This is a genomic window from Streptomyces sp. NPDC086835, from assembly GCF_044745705.1.
Lineage (GTDB): Bacteria > Actinomycetota > Actinomycetes > Streptomycetales > Streptomycetaceae > Streptomyces.
In genome coordinates, this window is sequence record NZ_JBIVAU010000002.1 from 852,656 (window position 1) to 869,050 (window position 16,395).

Annotated in this window: 9 protein-coding genes; 5 read left to right on the forward strand and 4 right to left on the reverse strand. The window is 69.4% G+C overall.

All coding sequences use genetic code 11. The annotated features are described in order from the left end of the window. Positions 1-135 precede the first annotated feature (135 nt). From ACIPJI_RS10030 to ACIPJI_RS10040, 3 genes are all read left to right on the forward strand, one after another. Positions 136-9,225: a DNRLRE domain-containing protein gene (locus tag ACIPJI_RS10030; protein WP_402245451.1), complete on the forward strand. Its 9,090-nt coding sequence runs from the start codon at positions 136-138 to the stop codon at positions 9,223-9,225. Then, the gene (locus tag ACIPJI_RS10035; RefSeq protein WP_402245452.1) at positions 9,222-9,863 is read left to right on the forward strand and encodes a hypothetical protein; all 642 of its coding nucleotides are present in this window, start codon (positions 9,222-9,224) and stop codon (positions 9,861-9,863) included. The genes ACIPJI_RS10030 and ACIPJI_RS10035 overlap by 4 nt, the downstream gene beginning before the upstream one ends. Before the next feature lie 565 nt (positions 9,864-10,428). Next, positions 10,429-11,535: a nuclease-related domain-containing protein gene (locus ACIPJI_RS10040; RefSeq protein ID WP_402245454.1), complete on the forward strand. Its 1,107-nt coding sequence runs from the start codon at positions 10,429-10,431 to the stop codon at positions 11,533-11,535. A 92-nt stretch (positions 11,536-11,627) separates the two neighbouring features. Here ACIPJI_RS10040 and ACIPJI_RS10045 read toward each other — a convergent pair whose 3' ends face one another. Then, on the reverse strand, positions 11,628-12,860 hold the full coding sequence (locus tag ACIPJI_RS10045; protein ID WP_356621405.1) for a PQQ-binding-like beta-propeller repeat protein: 1,233 nt from the start codon (positions 12,858-12,860) through the stop codon (positions 11,628-11,630). A 603-nt stretch (positions 12,861-13,463) separates the two neighbouring features. Here ACIPJI_RS10045 and ACIPJI_RS10050 point away from each other — a divergent pair. After that, positions 13,464-13,922 carry a DUF6069 family protein gene (locus tag ACIPJI_RS10050; RefSeq protein WP_402245456.1) on the forward strand — a complete coding sequence of 153 codons (459 nt, stop codon included), beginning with the start codon at positions 13,464-13,466 and terminating at the stop codon, positions 13,920-13,922. A 144-nt stretch (positions 13,923-14,066) separates the two neighbouring features. Here ACIPJI_RS10050 and ACIPJI_RS10055 read toward each other — a convergent pair whose 3' ends face one another. Together ACIPJI_RS10055 and ACIPJI_RS10060 are read right to left on the reverse strand one after the other, a co-directional pair. Beyond that, positions 14,067-14,312 (reverse strand): hypothetical protein, encoded by a 246-nt coding sequence (locus ACIPJI_RS10055; RefSeq protein ID WP_402245458.1) that lies wholly within the window; start codon positions 14,310-14,312, stop codon positions 14,067-14,069. A gap of 78 nt (positions 14,313-14,390) precedes the next feature. Then, a complete protein-coding gene (locus ACIPJI_RS10060) occupies positions 14,391-15,035 on the reverse strand; it encodes a hypothetical protein (RefSeq protein ID WP_402245460.1) in 645 nt (214 codons plus the stop codon). A gap of 338 nt (positions 15,036-15,373) precedes the next feature. Between ACIPJI_RS10060 and ACIPJI_RS10065 the strand changes: the two genes are divergently transcribed. Continuing rightward, entirely contained in the window at positions 15,374-15,655 is a 282-nt protein-coding gene (locus ACIPJI_RS10065) for a hypothetical protein (protein ID WP_402245462.1), read from the forward strand. A gap of 206 nt (positions 15,656-15,861) precedes the next feature. On the opposite strand, the gene ACIPJI_RS10070 is transcribed toward ACIPJI_RS10065, so the two are convergent. Continuing rightward, on the reverse strand, positions 15,862-16,365 hold the full coding sequence (locus ACIPJI_RS10070) for a hypothetical protein (protein WP_402245464.1): 504 nt from the start codon (positions 16,363-16,365) through the stop codon (positions 15,862-15,864). Between the last annotated feature and the right edge of the window lie 30 nt (positions 16,366-16,395).

Genomic DNA, 16,395 nt, shown 5'->3' on the forward strand with positions numbered 1-16,395 from the left:
TGGCCGGGCGGCGGGTCCGTCACCACCTCCGCCCGTCTCGCGCCCTGAGTACCAAATGTCGCCTTGCTTGACATGGGCAGGGCCAACCTCGCTACAACTCGCCCCTGGAAGGCGTTAGTTGAGCGAGGAGAGACGATGTCAGAGAGACGGATGCGACGCTCGCTGGTGATCAGCTGCGTCGTGGCGGTGGCCCTCACGGGCGTACCGCAACCGGCGTTCGCCGCGCCATCCGGCGGCGGCTCCGGTTTCACGGAAGGGCTGAAGGACTTCTTCGGCCTCGACGACGACGACAAGCCGGCAGCGAAACCCCCGGAACTGCCGGACACCGCCGTGCCCAGCAACGAGCACCTGCCCAAGGGCAGGGCCGCTCCGAAGCCCGAGCGGGTCAAGGAGCTCACCGACCGGCGCACCCCCGGCTCCCGGCACTGGCAGCTGTCCGACGGGCGGATCCAGTCCGAGGTCTCCGCCGTTCCCACGCACTACGACGCGGGCAAGAGCTGGCGGGCCATCGACCCCACCGTGAGGCCGGCGGACCGCAAGGGCTTCACCCTGGCCAACACCACCAACGTGGCGCGCACCTACTTCGGTGAGCGTCCCGGTGAGCTTGTCCGCTTCGAGCTCGACGAGGGCCGCTGGGCCGCCATCGGCGTCAAGGGCGCCACCGGCAGCCTGAAGCCGGAGGCCGACGGGTCCACGGTCACCTACAAGAACGCGCTGGGCGACGGCGCCGATCTGACCTACACCGTCGGCAACGGCACCGTGAAGGAGGGCATCGTCCTCAACGCGGCGCCCACCACGGCGCCGTCCTACGAGTTCACCCTCACCACCGGCGGCCTGAAGGCCGAACGCCGGGCGGGCGGCTCGATCGCCCTCTACAGCGAGAGCTCCGGCCCCACCCGCCCCGCACTGGTCATCCCCGCCCCCTTCATGACGGACGCCAAGAAGGACGGCGAGTCGCCGTACGGGGTCGCCGGCACGGACCGGGTCGAGCAGACCCTGCGCGGCAAGGGCACCTCGTACACGCTCACGCTGCGGCCCGACGCCGCGTGGCTGGGGGCGCCCGAGCGCCGCTACCCGGTGATCGTCGACCCGACCATCTCCATCGCGCCCACGGCCTCCCAGTCGCAGGACGTGATGATCAGCTCCGACGGCCCGGCGTCGAACTACGACGGCAACTGGCGCCTGTCCGTCGGCAACACCACCAGCGGTTCCTCCCGGGCCCTGCTCAGGTTCCCGCTGGGGGCCGTGCCGGCCGGCACGAAGCTGGACTCGGCCGACCTCAAGCTGTACTTCGACCAGACCCACACCACGGGCGACAGCGAGGTCCGGCTGGAGGCGCACCGAGCCACCGCCGCCTGGGACGAGACCACCGCGACGTGGGACAACGCCTCCGGCATCACCGGCGAGCTGTCCGGCACCTCCGTCCTCGTCGACGACCGCGACAGCGGGACCACCGCGGCGAAGGGCTCCTGGCCGGCGTCCGGCAACACCGCCTACACGCAGTACGCGGTCAACAAGGACTACCTGTACAACAAGGACTCGGTCGCGGGCGACACGTACACCTGGCAGCCGAACCTCCCCGAGGACGGCGACTACCAGGTCGAGGCGCACTACGTGCCCGCCTCCGACCGCGCCGGGAACGCCCCGTACACCGTCACCCACGCCGGCGGCAGCACCACGTACGCCGTCGACCAGCGGGCCGGCAGCGGCGGCGTGTGGAAGACGCTGGGCACCCACCCGTTCAAGGCGGGCACCGCGGGCAAGGTGGTACTCGGCGACGGCCCCGCGTCGACCTCGACCGCCGTCCTGGCCGACGCCGTGCGCTTCACCAAGGGCGGCGTGGTCACCAAGAAGCCCGGTGAGGCCAACACCTGGCACAGCTTCCCGGTGACCAGGACCGTCCAGTCCTGGATCGACGGCACGCACACCAACCACGGCTTCGTGGTCAAGGCGGGCGACGAGAGCGCGAACGCCCCCAAGGGCGGCCCGCGCTACGAGGCCGCCGAGTACGCCTACAAGGGCGAGGTCGCCAACTACCCCAAGCTGGTGCTCACCTGGGGCCGGCCGGGCGCCACGCTGCACGCCCCCACCGTGATCCACGCCACCGGGGCCGAGCTGAACTGGGCCGCGTACCAGGACCAGGACCCGATCAGCGACCGGGACGACATCGTCGAGTACCAGGTGCACCGCAGCGTCTTCCAGACGTTCACGCCGTCACCGCAGACGCTGATCGCGCCCGTCCCGGAGAGCACCACCTCGTACACCGACACCACCGCGACGCCGACCCCGGCCGACTCGGTGGACGCGTTCGGCAACGTCTTCTACTACATGGTCGCCGTCAAGACCAAGGACGGCCAGGTCGTTCCCGCCCCGACACGGATCGTGAAGCTGCCCAAGGCGGGCCGCACCACTTTGGTCCTGCAAGGCGACGCGGCGGACACCACACTCTCCAGTGCCCGGCCCGCCACCGGTCACGACGCCATCACCGAGTCCGGCATCGGTCACCCGTGGCTGTCCGTCGGCAACAACTCGTCGACGTACGGCACGACCCGGGCGCTGCTGAAGTTCCCGGCGCTCAGCCAGGTGCCGTCGGCCTCCCGCGTCATCGACGCCCAGCTGGACCTGTGGGGCACCACGACGACCACCGGCAGCGACGGCGCCGTCTACGAGGTCCACGCCCTGAAGAAGGACTTCGCCGAGAGTGACGCCTCCTGGAACAAGGCGGACGCCACCACGGCGTGGACCACGCCCGGCGGCGACATGGACCCGGCCGTCGCGGACACCGTCGGCACGGTCACCAACGACCCCGCCCGCCAGTCCTGGAACGTCACCTCGCTCGCCCAGTCCTGGGTGAGCGACCCGGCGTCCGACAAGGGCCTCGCGATCAAGCTCCAGAACGAGTCGGCCACCGGCCCGCAGGAGCGGACGCTCTTCCTGTCCTCGGAGGCCGAGGAGCCGCAGCTGCGCCCGCAGCTCGTCGTCACCTACCTCGCCAGGTCCACGGACTCGACGTACTTCTCGCCCTACACCCCCGCCCGGATGACGCCCGGTGACCGGTACACCGTCGACGTCACCGTCACCAACACCACCACCAGCGTGTGGAAGGCGGCCGACCAGGCCCTCTCCTACACCTGGTCGCTGCCCGACGGCACCGACGCCACCACCGGCGGCAACCAGCTCTCCACGGCGCTGCCGGAGGACCTGCTGCCCGGTCAGTCGGCCACCGTCAAGGCGGCGTTGCAGGCCCCCATCAACTCGGACTCTGGCAACAAGCGCCTCGATTACGTCCTCAAGTGGGACCTGCGCAACCGGACGGCGGGCACCTGGCTGTCGGCGACGGAGTCCATCGCGCCGCTCGCGCAGAACGTCCGCGTCGAGGACCCGACCTCGAACCAGCTCGGCCTGGAGAAGTTCTACTCGTACGCGGGCAAGAACACCGGCGCCGGTTCGACCCTGATGACCAACCTGTACGCGGGCAACACGGTCTGGCAGTACAACGCCTTCTCCAACCCGGGCCGCGGACTGACCACGTTCGCCCGCTTCGCCTACAACTCGCAGGACACCTCCGACACCGTCCTCGGCCACGGCTGGTCGGCGCAGGCCGCGATGCCGCTGCGGCTCGGCACGGCGCTGGACTTCCACCCCAACCCGAACCCGACCCAGGTGACGCTGCCCGACGGCGACGGCACCGAGCACACCTTCCGCAAGCAGGACGACGGTACGTGGAAGGCCCCGGCCGGCGTCCACTACCTGCTGCGGCAGGGCGAGGGCGTGGACTGCACCCCGAACAAGGACGGCGACCCGAAGGCCTGGTCGCTGACCCGGCCCGACCGGACGCAGTTCTTCTTCGACTGCGACGGCTACCTGACGTCGATCACCGACAAGAACGGCAACACGCAGACCTACACGTACGAAGAGCGGAAGTCGAACAACAAGCCGCTGAAATTCCTGCGGTACATCACCGACCCGGCCGGGCGGCAGAGCCTGACCGTCGACTACTGGACGAAGGCCGACACCACCAGCCCGAAGATCATCGACCACGTCAGGTCGATGACGGACATCTCGGGCCGCAAGCTCACTTTCGAATACTCGGACAAGGGCCTGCTCACCAGGCTCACCGACGGTGCGGGCTCGTCCCAGCCGAAGGTGTTCGGCTTCGAGTACGACGCCACCCAGGGCAACAAGAACGCCAAGCTGGTCAAGGTCACCGATCCGCGCGGCAACGCCACCTCGCTCGACTACTACTACCCGAGCGAGGGTGACGACCCGAAGTTCCACTGGAACACCCAGACGATCACCGACCGCCTCGCCGGCACCACCGGCTACGTCTACCGCGACCCGGACGGCACCGCGGGCTCGTTCATCGAGACCAAGGTGACGGACGCCGAGAACCACACCACGACCCAGTCCCTGGACGGCTACGGCCGCCCGAACACCATCACCAACGCCAAGTCGGAGACGACGAAGCTGGCCTGGGACGCGGACAACAACGTCACGCGCCTCGAAGAGGCCAACGGGGCGGTGACCACCTGGGCCTACGACCCGAAGACCGGTTACCCGCTGGAGCAGAAGGACGCCGAGGCCAACAAGAACGGCACCGAGGCTCAGACCTTCACCTACGCCACCGGCCTGGACGGCCACATCGCCGACCTCTTCCAGAAGAAGTCCCCCGAGGGCCGCACCTGGCAGTTCGGCTACGACACCCGCGGCAACGTCACCTCGGTGACCGACCCGAAGGGCGTGGCGTCCGCCACCGAGGGCGACTACACCTCGCGCACCGAGTACGACACCTACGGCCAGGTCACCCGGTCGATCGACGCCAACGGCCACGCGACCGTCAACAGCGGCTTCCAGCCGGTCGGCTACCCGGCCGAGATCACCGACGCCGCGGGCGGCACCTCGGCCTTCGCCTACGACGCGCGCGGCAACGTCCTCAAGGTCACCAACGCCAAGGGCGCGGAGGTCACCCAGACCTACGACGCCTTCGGCCGGCCGCTGGAGAAGAAGGAGCCCAAGGACCAGGCAGCGGGCGTGTTCATCACGACCCCGGCGCCGGTCTACGACACCAACGACAACATCACCAAGGTCACGGCGCCCAACGGTGCCGTGTCGACTGCGGTGTACGACAAGGCCGACCAGGTCACCGAGTCCACCGTGCCGGGCGACCTCGCGACCGACGCGCCCCGCAGGACCACCACGACCTACGACAAGGTCGGCAATGTCCTGACGACCACCTCGCCGAAGGGCAATGAGACGGCGACGGCGGGTGACCACACCACCACGACCACCTACGACGCGATCTATCAGCCCGTCGCAGTGGTCGACGCGAACGGCGGCCGGGCCACCTCGGAATACGACAGCGTCGGCAACATCGTCAAGGAAACCGACCCGAGGACGAACGCCACACCCGACCCCGACGACTACAGCACCAAGTACGAGTACGACCTGAACCACCGGGTGACACGGACCACCGACGCCCTCGGCTGGACCACCTCCGGCCGGTACGACAAGGACGGACTCGCGATCGGCCGTACCGATGCCGAGGGCAACGAGTCGCTCGCCTCGTACGACGAGCGCGGTGCCCTGGTGGAGTCCCGTGTCCCGGTGAGCAAGGACGCCGGCGGCACGATCAAGTACCACACCACGAGGTACGAGTACGACCCGGTCGGCAACAAGACCCGCACGATCACCCCGCGCGGAGTGGCGACCGCCGACGACCCGGACGACTTCACGTCGGAGACGGTCTACGACGAGCTCAACCGGGTGAAGGAGGAACGCTCCCCGTTCGACAAGGACACCCCTGGGTACACGACTCCGGACACGACCGTCTACGCCTACGACGAGGTCGGCAACCTGGAGTCCGTCTCGGCGCCCCCGTCCGACGGTCAGACGGTCCGCAACACCACCCGGTACACCTACTACGACAACGGCTGGGCGAGGACGTCCAAGGACCCGTGGGACATCACGACGTCCTACGACTACAACGAACTCGGCCAGCAGACGAAGAACACCATCACCTCCGCCGGCGGTTCCCAGCAGCGCACGCTGAGCTGGGACTTCTACCGGTCCGGCAATGAGAGGGCGTTCTTCGACAACGGAGTGCCGGTGGGCCGGCAGGCCGTGCTCGTCGACAGCTCGGACTTCCACAACACCGCGACCCAGGGCACCTGGACCCGCGGCCAGGCCGAGCAGCAGTACGGCCACGACATGGCCTCGCACCCCGCGGGCACGGGCACCGCACAGTTCGTGTGGCAGCTCAACATCCCGCAGAACGGCACGTACGAGGTGTTCGTACGCCACCCGAAGGTCTCCGGGGCGGCCACCGACGCCACATTCGCGGTCACGCACGACGGCGGCACCACCAGCCGGACCGTCGACCAGACCCGGGATCCCGGGACCTGGATCTCGCTCGGAAAGCACGCCTTCGTCGAGGACGGGCCGCAGAAGGTCACCCTCACCGACAAGGCCAACGGCACGGTTCTCGCCGACGCGGTGAAGCTGGTCCGCGACAACACGGGCGAGAGCGACACCGAGCAGAAGGACTTCACCTACGCCTACGACGCCAACGCCAACAAGGTGGAGGTGAAGGACAACAGCCCCGGCGCGAAGATCGACACCTACCGGATCGCCTACGACGGGATCAACCGGGTCAGCAAGGTCGAGGAACTCGCGGCCGGCGCGGTGAAGAACACCTCCGCACTGACCTACGACGAGAACGGCAACCCGCTCACCTCCACCCACGACCTCACCTGGTCGAAGATCGAGTACGACGCGCGCGGCCTTGTCGCCAAGGTCACCAACGCCGACTCGCCGACGGCCGGCAACCAGCAGATCACCACGCTGACGTACACCGGGCGCGGACAGCTGCTGCGGCAGACGAAGCCCAACGGCAACACGCTCGACCTGACGTACTACCTCGACGGCTCGGTCAAGCAGTCCGTCGAGAAGACGTCCGGCGGCACGGTCGTCTCCCAGCACGACCTCGAGTACTCGCCCAACGGGCACCGCTCCAAGGACGTGCTCAAACTGATGAACGCCGACGACAGCACGGCGTACATCAACAACACCTACACCTTCGACTACGACCCGCAGGACCGGGTCACCAAGGTCGGCAAGGCCGGCGACTCGCCGTCCACGGAGACCTACAGCTACGACGCCAACAGCAACATCACCGAGCAGTCGGTCGCGGGCGTCACCACCACCCACCGCTACGACCGCAACCGCCTGCTGTCGTCGACCACGGCGGGGGTCGCCTCCACCTACAACTACGACCCGTTGGGCCGGCTCGACACCACGAGCACCGGCGGTCAGAGCCTGGAGAAGTACTACTACGACGGGTTCGACCGGACGGTGAAGACCCGTTCCGGAACCGGCGCCGCGGCCACCACCACCAGCTACGTCTTCGACCCGTTCGACCGGACCGTCTCGCAGTCGACCTCCGGCACCGATCCCAAGACCACGGCCTTCACCTACCTCGGCCTCGACAGCACGCTGCTGCGCGAGGAGATCGACGGCAAGGCCGACAAGTCGTACCAGTACCTGGCATCCGGCAAGCGGGCCACGCAGATCAAGCACAAGGACGACGGGGCCAAGGAGTACTCGCAGTACACCACCAGCCCGCGCGGTGACGTCGAGGCCATCACGAAGGAGGACGGCAAGACCCGGTCCACGTACGGTTACACGGCCTACGGCAGCGACGACGAGTCGCAGATGACCGGCGAGGACAAGCCCGACGCACAGAACCCCGACAAGGAGTCGTACAACGCCTTCCGCTACAACTCGTCCCGCTGGGACAAGGCGTCGGGCACGTACGACATGGGCTTCCGGAACTACGACCCGGGCCTGAACCGCTTCCTGACCCGCGACTCGTACGGCGGCGCGCTCGCCGACATGTCGCTGGCCACGGACCCGTTCACCGGCAACCGCTACGCCTTCGCCGGCGGCAACCCGATCAGCTTCGTCGAACTCGACGGACACCTCTTCGGGCTCTCGCTGTCCGACATCGGCCACGCGGCCCTCGACGTGGTCGGCCTCATCCCGGTCGTCGGTGAAGTCGCCGACGTCGCCAACGGCATCTGGTACGCGGCGGAAGGCAACTACGTCGACGCCGCACTCTCGATGTCGTCGGCGATCCCGCTGGTCGGCTACGGCGCGTCCGCCGTCAAGGCGGGCAGGTACGCCGAGAAGGGTATGGACGCCCTCGACTCGGCCAACGACGCCCGCAAGACCACCGACCGTGCCGGGGACGCGGCCGACGCGGGCAACGACGTCCGCAAGGCGGACGGCGACGCCCCCAGCACCCCGGCCAAGACCGATGCCAAGACCTGCAAGGTCAACAGCTTCGTACCGGGCACACAGGTCGTGCTCGCCGACGGCTCCACCAAGGCCATCGAGGACCTGCGCGAGGGCGACCACGTCCTCGCGACGGACGTCGAGAGCGGCGAGACCCGAGGCCGGCAGGTCACCGACACCCGCAGCCACGAGGGCGACAAGCACCTGGTCACCCTCACGGTCGACGTCGACGGCACAAAGGGCCACGCCACCGGCGAGATCACCTCGACAGCGGGCCACCACTACTGGCTGCCCGACTCGGGCCGCTGGGCCAAGGCCGAGCAGCTCGAGCCCGGGATGTGGCTGCGCACCTCGTCCGGCACGTGGGTCCAGATCACGGCGGTCGACCACGACCACGCCAAGAAGCGGGTCCACAACCTCACGGTCGCGGCCGACCACGACTACTACGTCGTCGCCGGCGGCCGCAGCCTCCTCGTCCACAACGAGTGCGGTCCCGACTACGACCAGGCGGCCAGTGACAAGGCCGGCGCCCTCCACGAGAACCTGAAGGTCCCGGGGAAGAAGGACGGCGGCTATGCCTACAAGAACGACACCACCGCCGTCGTCATGGCGCGTGACCAGGCGGGCAACATCCGTACCATCGTCGCCTCCAACCGCCGCTACGTCCCGAAGGCCATCAAGAGCAAGCTGGACGAGTCCGCGGGCGAAGTGTTCGCCAACGGCAAGGGGCACGCGGAGATGACCGCGCTGCAGTACATGGACAGCCAGGGCTGGGAGTTCCTGGGCGGAGCGGCCAACCGCAACGTCTGCGCGTACTGCGAGAATGCGGTGCGGGGCCGGGGTCTCAAGCTCTCCGGACCGACCTTCCCGGGCTTCGTGCAGACGCTCGCGGGTAGGTTCCAGTTCTTCGGCGAGAGGATGTTCCGCAGATGAGCGCGGACGACGACGTGCAACAGGCGTCACTGCTGGCGCCGCAGGACCGTAAGCGGGTGGCCGCGCTGCTGCTCGTCCGCTACTGCGGGTTCCTGGAGGATCCCAAGTTCGCTCCCTGGTTCGAGCGGCACCACGACGCACTCGCCGCGGCGCGGGACGTCGCGCTGCGGATCTGCCGACACGATGCCGCCACGGATCGGTCCGAGGTGTCCGACGAGGAACTCGACGGGCTCCGCGGCAGGCTGGAAGGGGTACTCGAGGACAGCGACCCCGACGGGCCGCCCTTCGAGACCGAGGTCGTCGACCACCTGGTGTTCGCCACCGAGGTGCTCGACGCCCTTCAGGAGCCGGAGGCGACCGAGCACCTCGTGCACGCCTTCGAGCGAGCGGACGAACTGGCCGAGGCCCGGTACGACATGGGCACCGAGGACTATCCGGGGGGCGAGTGGGAGGAGGTCGACTTCGCGACCCTCGAGTCCGAGGCCCGCACGGCCGACATCCGCTCCCTCTCCTCGGCCGGGCCGGACGGAACCGGGATCGACCTCACGGCCATGCTCGCCCGCAGCGAGGCGTTCGCCCGTCCGTATGCCGACGTGATCGCCCGGTGCTACTCGAACGAGGAGGCCGGCAGGTCCTGACAGTGACACGACGGCGCCCGTCTCCCCGTAAAGGGAGGCGGGCGCCGCCATGCGGTCAGGGCGTGGATACCGGCCCGGGTGCGGGGCTCCCGACGGCCGGGGCCGCGGTCTGCATCCGCGGACGCCGGGTCCAGCGGGGCGGCTACGGTGGCTACGAGACGAGCGGCGACCGTCACGGAGCCCTACGGTACGGGGGCGTGGGACGCGTGAACTGACGTGGTCGGAACATGGGGTCGGTACCCGGCCGGAACCGGCCCACCGAGTGCCGGGCAACGGCCCCGGAACCGGTGTCGAGCGGCCGGAGTCCGCGCCCCGGGAGCCGCTGCTGTCTCCTGCGCCCGTGCGCCCCGCCGCGCCGTCGACCGCTGTCCGAGGGCACGTACCGACGGCATAGACCCAGGTCCCGCCTCCGCGTGACACCCCGTCGACCAATGCGCCCGGTCTGCGCCCTTCTGCGCGGCGCGTTCACGGGTGAGTCTGTGTCCACGGGGGCCGGTGCCGCCGTCCGGCGGCACCGGACATCACCGCAGGGTCGTGCTCCACTCAGGGGCGAAGGAGGCAGGGCATGCTCGAGGAACTGACGGTCACCGCTTGGCAGTACTTCGGGCACGACCGCCTGTACGTCAATCTGCCCGACGGGACGCCCATCGGCTGGGCGGACCGCAGGACCGGCGGCATCACCGTGGTCCACGCCCGCTATCGCGACGACGTGACCGACGCGCTGGCCCGCAGAGCTCCCGAACTGCTGACCCGCGCCGAACCGCAGGTGTTCGTCCACCCGGGCGCTCTCGCCGACACCGACGGTGACGGTGACACGTACGCCGACTCGTACGCCGACCCGTACGCCGGCGGTGATGCGTACCCCCGGGGTGACGCGTACCCCGACGCGGTCGGACCTGCCGCCACCGGCGGAGCCGCCGAGGCGCACCGTACGGTCGTCGCGCCACCGCCTGCCGCACCCGCGCGGGGCTTCCCCGATCCGGCAGGGGCGGAACCGTTCGTACGCCACGGCCCGGGGGACCGGCTGCCCCGCCTGACCCCGGAGAACGACCTCGCCTCCCGCCGGCCCGGCGCGACGCTGCGCGCCAACTCCCCGTCCGGTGATTCCGCCGCCGCCCCGGACTCCGGCCGGCTCGAACGCCTCAGCTCGCGACTCCTGCGCCGCCGCCCCATGGACGAGGCGCGTCGCAAGGAACTGCTCGGTGAACGCCGGACCGGCGCCGAACTGGGCCGTCTCACCCGTCACGGCTGGCGCGTCCTGCACTCGATCCCGCTCGCCGACGGCGCGGACATCGACCATCTGCTGATCGGCCCGGGCGGCGTGTTCACGGTCCGGACCGAGTACCACCCGCAGCAGTCCGTACGGGCCGACGACGACACCGTTCGCATCGACGACGGCGACCCGCGCCCGTACATCGCCGAGTGCCGGGCCGAGGCCGCCCTTGTCCGGAAGGTCCTGGAGAGCTACTGCGACTTCCCGGTCCGCGTCCAGCCCGTGCTGGTGTTCGTGGACGCCGCGTCCCTCGACGTGGCGGCCACCCAGACCGACGTACGCGTCTACCGCGAACGCCAAGTGTCCGCGCTGGCCCCCTTGGCGGGCGAGCTCACCGCCCACGAGGCGGACCGCGTCTACGACGTGGCCCGTCTCGCGGAGGTCTGGCAGGAGGCGTAGCGCACGACTGGAGACGCGCCGCCGCCGAGGCCCGACCCGTTTCCCGGCGCTCCCAGGGCGGGGCCCGGTCCGGTTCCCGCCGCCCGGTCCGCTCAGACGGCCGGCAGCGCGTACAGCCGCTTGGCGTGCATCACGGCCAGCCGCTTGCCCGCGCCCACCACGTACCACTGCTGGATGGCGCCGGTCTTGTCGTTGTACGTCCAGCGCAGCTTCCCGGTCGCCGCGTCGAAGGCGTGCACTCCGCCGTCCTTGTCGTGCTCGGTCGCGCCGTACAGAGTGCCGTCCACCTTGGTGAACTGCCACGCCTCCGCCGCCGTCTCCAGGAGGTCCTCGTTGTGCCAGATCTTCTTGCCCGTACCGGGGTCCACCGCCCACATGCCGCGCACGCTGTCGGAGGCGTAGAGCACCCCGTCCAGGACCTGCGGATCGTTGAACGCGCTGAACTCCTCCGTCGCGAGCGACCAGCGCTCCGCGCCCCCGGCCAGCGCGAACGCCCGCAACCGCTGCCCGTCGGCCACGATCATCAGGTCCTCGTGCACGGCGAAGCGACGGTGGTTGGACCGGCCGATCTTCTTCGTCCAGAGCTGCCGGCCCGTCGTCGTGTCGCGGACGGTCACGTTCTCCCGGAAGTCGGTGTACGCGAGGCGCTCGCCGACGACCGCGGCGGTGATGCCGTACTCCTCGGTCCCCTTGTCGCGCTGCTCACGCCAGGCGATCTTGCCGGAGGTGGTGTCGATCGCGGCGATCACGTTGGTCGGCGTCGAGAAGTCCTCCTCCAGGATGCCGGCGAGGACGTACACATGACGGTCGTCGGCCGCGATGGGGCGCGGCTGTTCGTACTCCTTGCCCAGGCGGCTGCGCCAGGTCTCCTTGCCCGTGGCCGGATCGATGCCCACCACGTCGCCGTCGTACTCGGCGCTCGCGAGATAGAGCGTCCCCCCGCCGATGATCAGCCTCGCGCCGGGGACGGTGATGCCCTGCCGCGACCACCGTTCCTTGCCGCTGACGACGTCACGCCCCACGAGCGGGTCGCCCGACACCACGACCGTGTCCCCGACCACCGCGAGCGAGTGCATCCCGGCGAGGTCGTCGTTGGCGGCGTTCTGCTGCCACAGCGGCTTCGGCGCGGTGCCCGGCGGCGGGGTGGTGAAGGTGTCACCACCCTTGTCCCCACCGGGAGTGGTCGCCCCTCCGCCCGGGACGCCGACCTCTTCCTCGGGGGAGCATCCCCAGGCGCCTGCCCCCAGCACCGCCAGCCCGAGCCCCGTACCGGCCAGCCTGAGCGCCTGCCTGCGTGACATCGCGTTCCCGTCACGTCTGCCCATGTCGCTTCCCCGTCCCCGTTGCGCCCGGATGTTTCCGACGCCCCTCGGACGTCTCGAGCGCGGTCAGACTAGCCGCCGGTTTTCGGCCGTCGGCCGGGCAGTACGCAACCGGGACGCGGCCGTGAAGCTCCTGTCACACGGGATCAGCGGCATCGTCGCCGAGGAGGCACGGAACCGGGTGGCCGGTCCGAGCGCGCGTACTCCGGCCCGGAACCGTGCGCCCTGCCCGGGCCGTCGGTCCGGCTTCCCGCTTCCGATCGCATGCCACAGCGGTCTGATAGCGACCGGTCACTGGGCGACAGTCCTCGGTCGACATCCGTCCTGGAGCGCATCCGGTCAAGCGCCCCGGGGGCGGTCTCCCCGGGACGCGGGGTTCTTGAGGTGGACGGCGACAAGCGAGCGCTTGGTGTCCTCCTGGGCCTCGGCGTAGCTGGTGGCGGTGTACGGCGAGGCGTCTGCGGCTGAAGGAGAAGGTCCACCCTCGCGTCACCGAATGTCACCCAGACGGGTCTTGACCTCAAGTGTGGTTCAGGTTGGAGAGTTGACTCGTACGCGCCGCCGACGGCCAGGGGCGGCGCGGCACTTCACCCATTGGAGAAGCGCATGTCGAGCAGTACGGTTCAGAGCCCCGGCCCCGCTGGGCCTGACGCGTCCGAGGTCCCCCGCTCCGGCCTCACCTGGTGGAAGGCCCTGGTCGCCGGGGCGGTCTGCGCGGTCGTCGTCAATCTGATCGTTCTCGCGGTCGCCGAGCTGGCCGGTGCCTCGCTCGTCATCGTCGACGGCGGCGAAGAGCATCCGATCACGGTCGGGGGCGTCATCGGCGCCTCAGTCGTCCCGCTGGTCGTCGGGACGGGGGCTGCCCTGTTGTTGTCCCTGTGGAAACCGGTCTTCCTGCGGATCGCGCAGTACATGGGCGGCGGCCTGGCACTCTTGTCGGTCGCCGGCCCGCTGTCGTCCGGCGCCGATGGCGGCACCGTCGCAGCCTTGACCCTGATGCACATCACCGTCGGCGTGGCGGTCGTCACCGCTCTGGAGCTTCACCGCCGCCACCGGCTCCTCTGACGCTGTGACCGTGAGCCGACCTGAGAAGTCGGCGCTCGCCTCACTCGCGGATTCCGCGGTGTGCCATCAGGACCGCCTGTGCGGCACGGGCACCCCTCGTCATGAGGGGTGCCCGTGTCCGCCGGTATTGCGACCCAACGGCTGTCAGCCGTGGCTGATCAGGTCTTCCACCTGGTAGACGTGATATTCGCAGTAGTCGAGTCGTGCACCGATGCCCACATACCGCGTGTACTGCTCCTCGGTCATTGGTACGGACAGCACCGCCAGCACTCGCAGGAACAGTCTGAATCCGAGGTCGGGGTCAACCTGGCCGACGGCTTCCTCAATCGCGCGCACCGCGGTTGGCCCGGCGATCCCCTGCCAGTGCGGGCTGACGGTTCTGTCCTCCAAGAGCGGTGCGGAGGACGAAGAGCCGAGGGCGGTACCCGTGGAAGACCGGATGCCGCCCTCGGTGGTACTGCTCAGCGGTCAGTCCACGCGCGGCATGAGCTGCAGAGTGCCGTCATCGACAACGAACTCGTTGTAGCCAAATCTCTCGCCCAGCTCGCGGTACCGGAGGTGCTGCGAGTCGCTGATCGGAATCAAGTACGCCTTGAGGACCCGCAGGAAGAGTCTGAACCCGAGGTCGGGGTCGACCTCGGTGACGACCCGTTCCAGCGACGGGACCACTTCCGGCACCTCGTAGTAGGGGTGGTCGGCGGTGGCGCGGTCCAACTCCGGTGCGAGAGCTCGTACCTCGGCGAGGACCGCGTCCTTCAACTCCGGATCCCACGCGGGTGCCTGCGGGTGGGCAAGGGATCGCGGTTCGTCCCGGCGGATGCGTTCCTCGCAGACGTCCACGATCTGGCGGAGCCAGTCGCGTCCGTCCATCCAGCGCTCATCCGGGACGAACTTGGAGCGCACGGCCGCACACCACAGGATGTCGATCACCCTGGTCGGCAGGGGTGACTCCAGCAGCCGGAGAGCGTCTTCCCGGAGGGTGGGTGCGTAGGCACCCTCCCCCCAGTCCGCGGCATCCACGACGATTTCCAGCGGAGTGAACTCGAAGGTGCTGCCGTACCACTTGGTGAGGCCGCTGAAGCCGAAATCGATCCAGATGTCCTTGCGCTCCATTACCAGGTCACTCTCACTCCGGGTGCGACGTGTAGACCATGTGCCCAGGCTTGTGCTTGGACCTCTTCAGGGTGATGGAGACCCAGTTCCCGGCCGGACGCGCGTGCGCGACGCCGGTGGTCGGGTAGAGGGTTCCCGGCGAACCCGGGGTGTCCAGCTGGATTCTGAACGACGGGACAGCGGGCTGACCCGGTTCATCATCACCACCTCCTTGGGCGGTCGCCCCCGCCTGCCCTCGTTCGCTACGAAGGTGATCCTTTGCGACTTGGACCAGGGTTGTTCAAACCCAGATCCCGCATGTCCGCGACCTCACCTCTGCCGTCACGTCCGTCACCGCCTTGGCCGTCCTCGGCGGTCTGGCTGTCCAGCCCGGCCGGCTCGGCCGGGACGCCGAACCGCGCATGGCCGCGGTGGGTGACTCGTACGACGGCTATGACGCCAAGGCGGCCGAACGGCTGCGTGAGGACCCGTGCCTGGCCGGCGAAGCCCTGCGCACGGGGACCCAGCATGTTCGCCCTCGCGCTGCCGCCCGATCAGCTTCCTGGCCCAGCCCTGCGGACCAGGGCCCCGAGGAGTCGGGCCGCAGCCTCCTCCTCGTCTCCCAACCGGCGGACACTTAGGGGCCGGTACCCCGCCTCGACGCCCTCGGCAAGACGGTCGGGGCACAGGGCACCCGCCGCTCCCGCACCGTTCTCGACGAGGTGCACCGCTCCACGCGTGACGCCTGCCGCTACACCGTGCCTGCGGCGCGCACGTGCCCGGGTGACCGGTAGACCGAGCCGCCGGGACGGTGACGGCCACGAGGGCGACGGCCCGCGGCGTAGGGCTACTGCGGAGGCGTGTGGATGTCGAGGTCGGTGACGAGGCTCCCGCCGTCCGCGTCGAGGATTCCGCACAGGCGGTTGACCGGCGTGTACAAGGGCCTGGCGTCGGATTCGATGCCGTCCTCGTCCTCGAAGTCGAAGATCCGGTCGAACGGCACGGTGACGAACGGCCACACGGCCGGGTCGGCGGCAGCGGAGTCGGGGTGGTACTGCCACTGGGTACCGCAGGTGCGGTTGTGGACCTCGCCGACGTACCAGGCGGCTGTCTGGAGGAAGTCGCTGCCGCGTTCCTCCCAAGCCTGATCGCTGCTGGTGTAGCGGGAGCGGACGAGAGCCTCCAGGCGCTCGAGGGAGCTGGGGGTGAAGTCCCAATTTCCGCCGTACTGCCGGGCCCAGGCGGGGAACTCCTGCCGCTGGATCTGGAGCCAGGCGTCCAGGACAGGGTTGCTGGAGCGAATCCGATCCAGCTCGGCCAGTTCCTGGTACTCGTCCTCGGTCATCTCCATGCCGGCCGACCTTACCGGTCTCTCTACCGG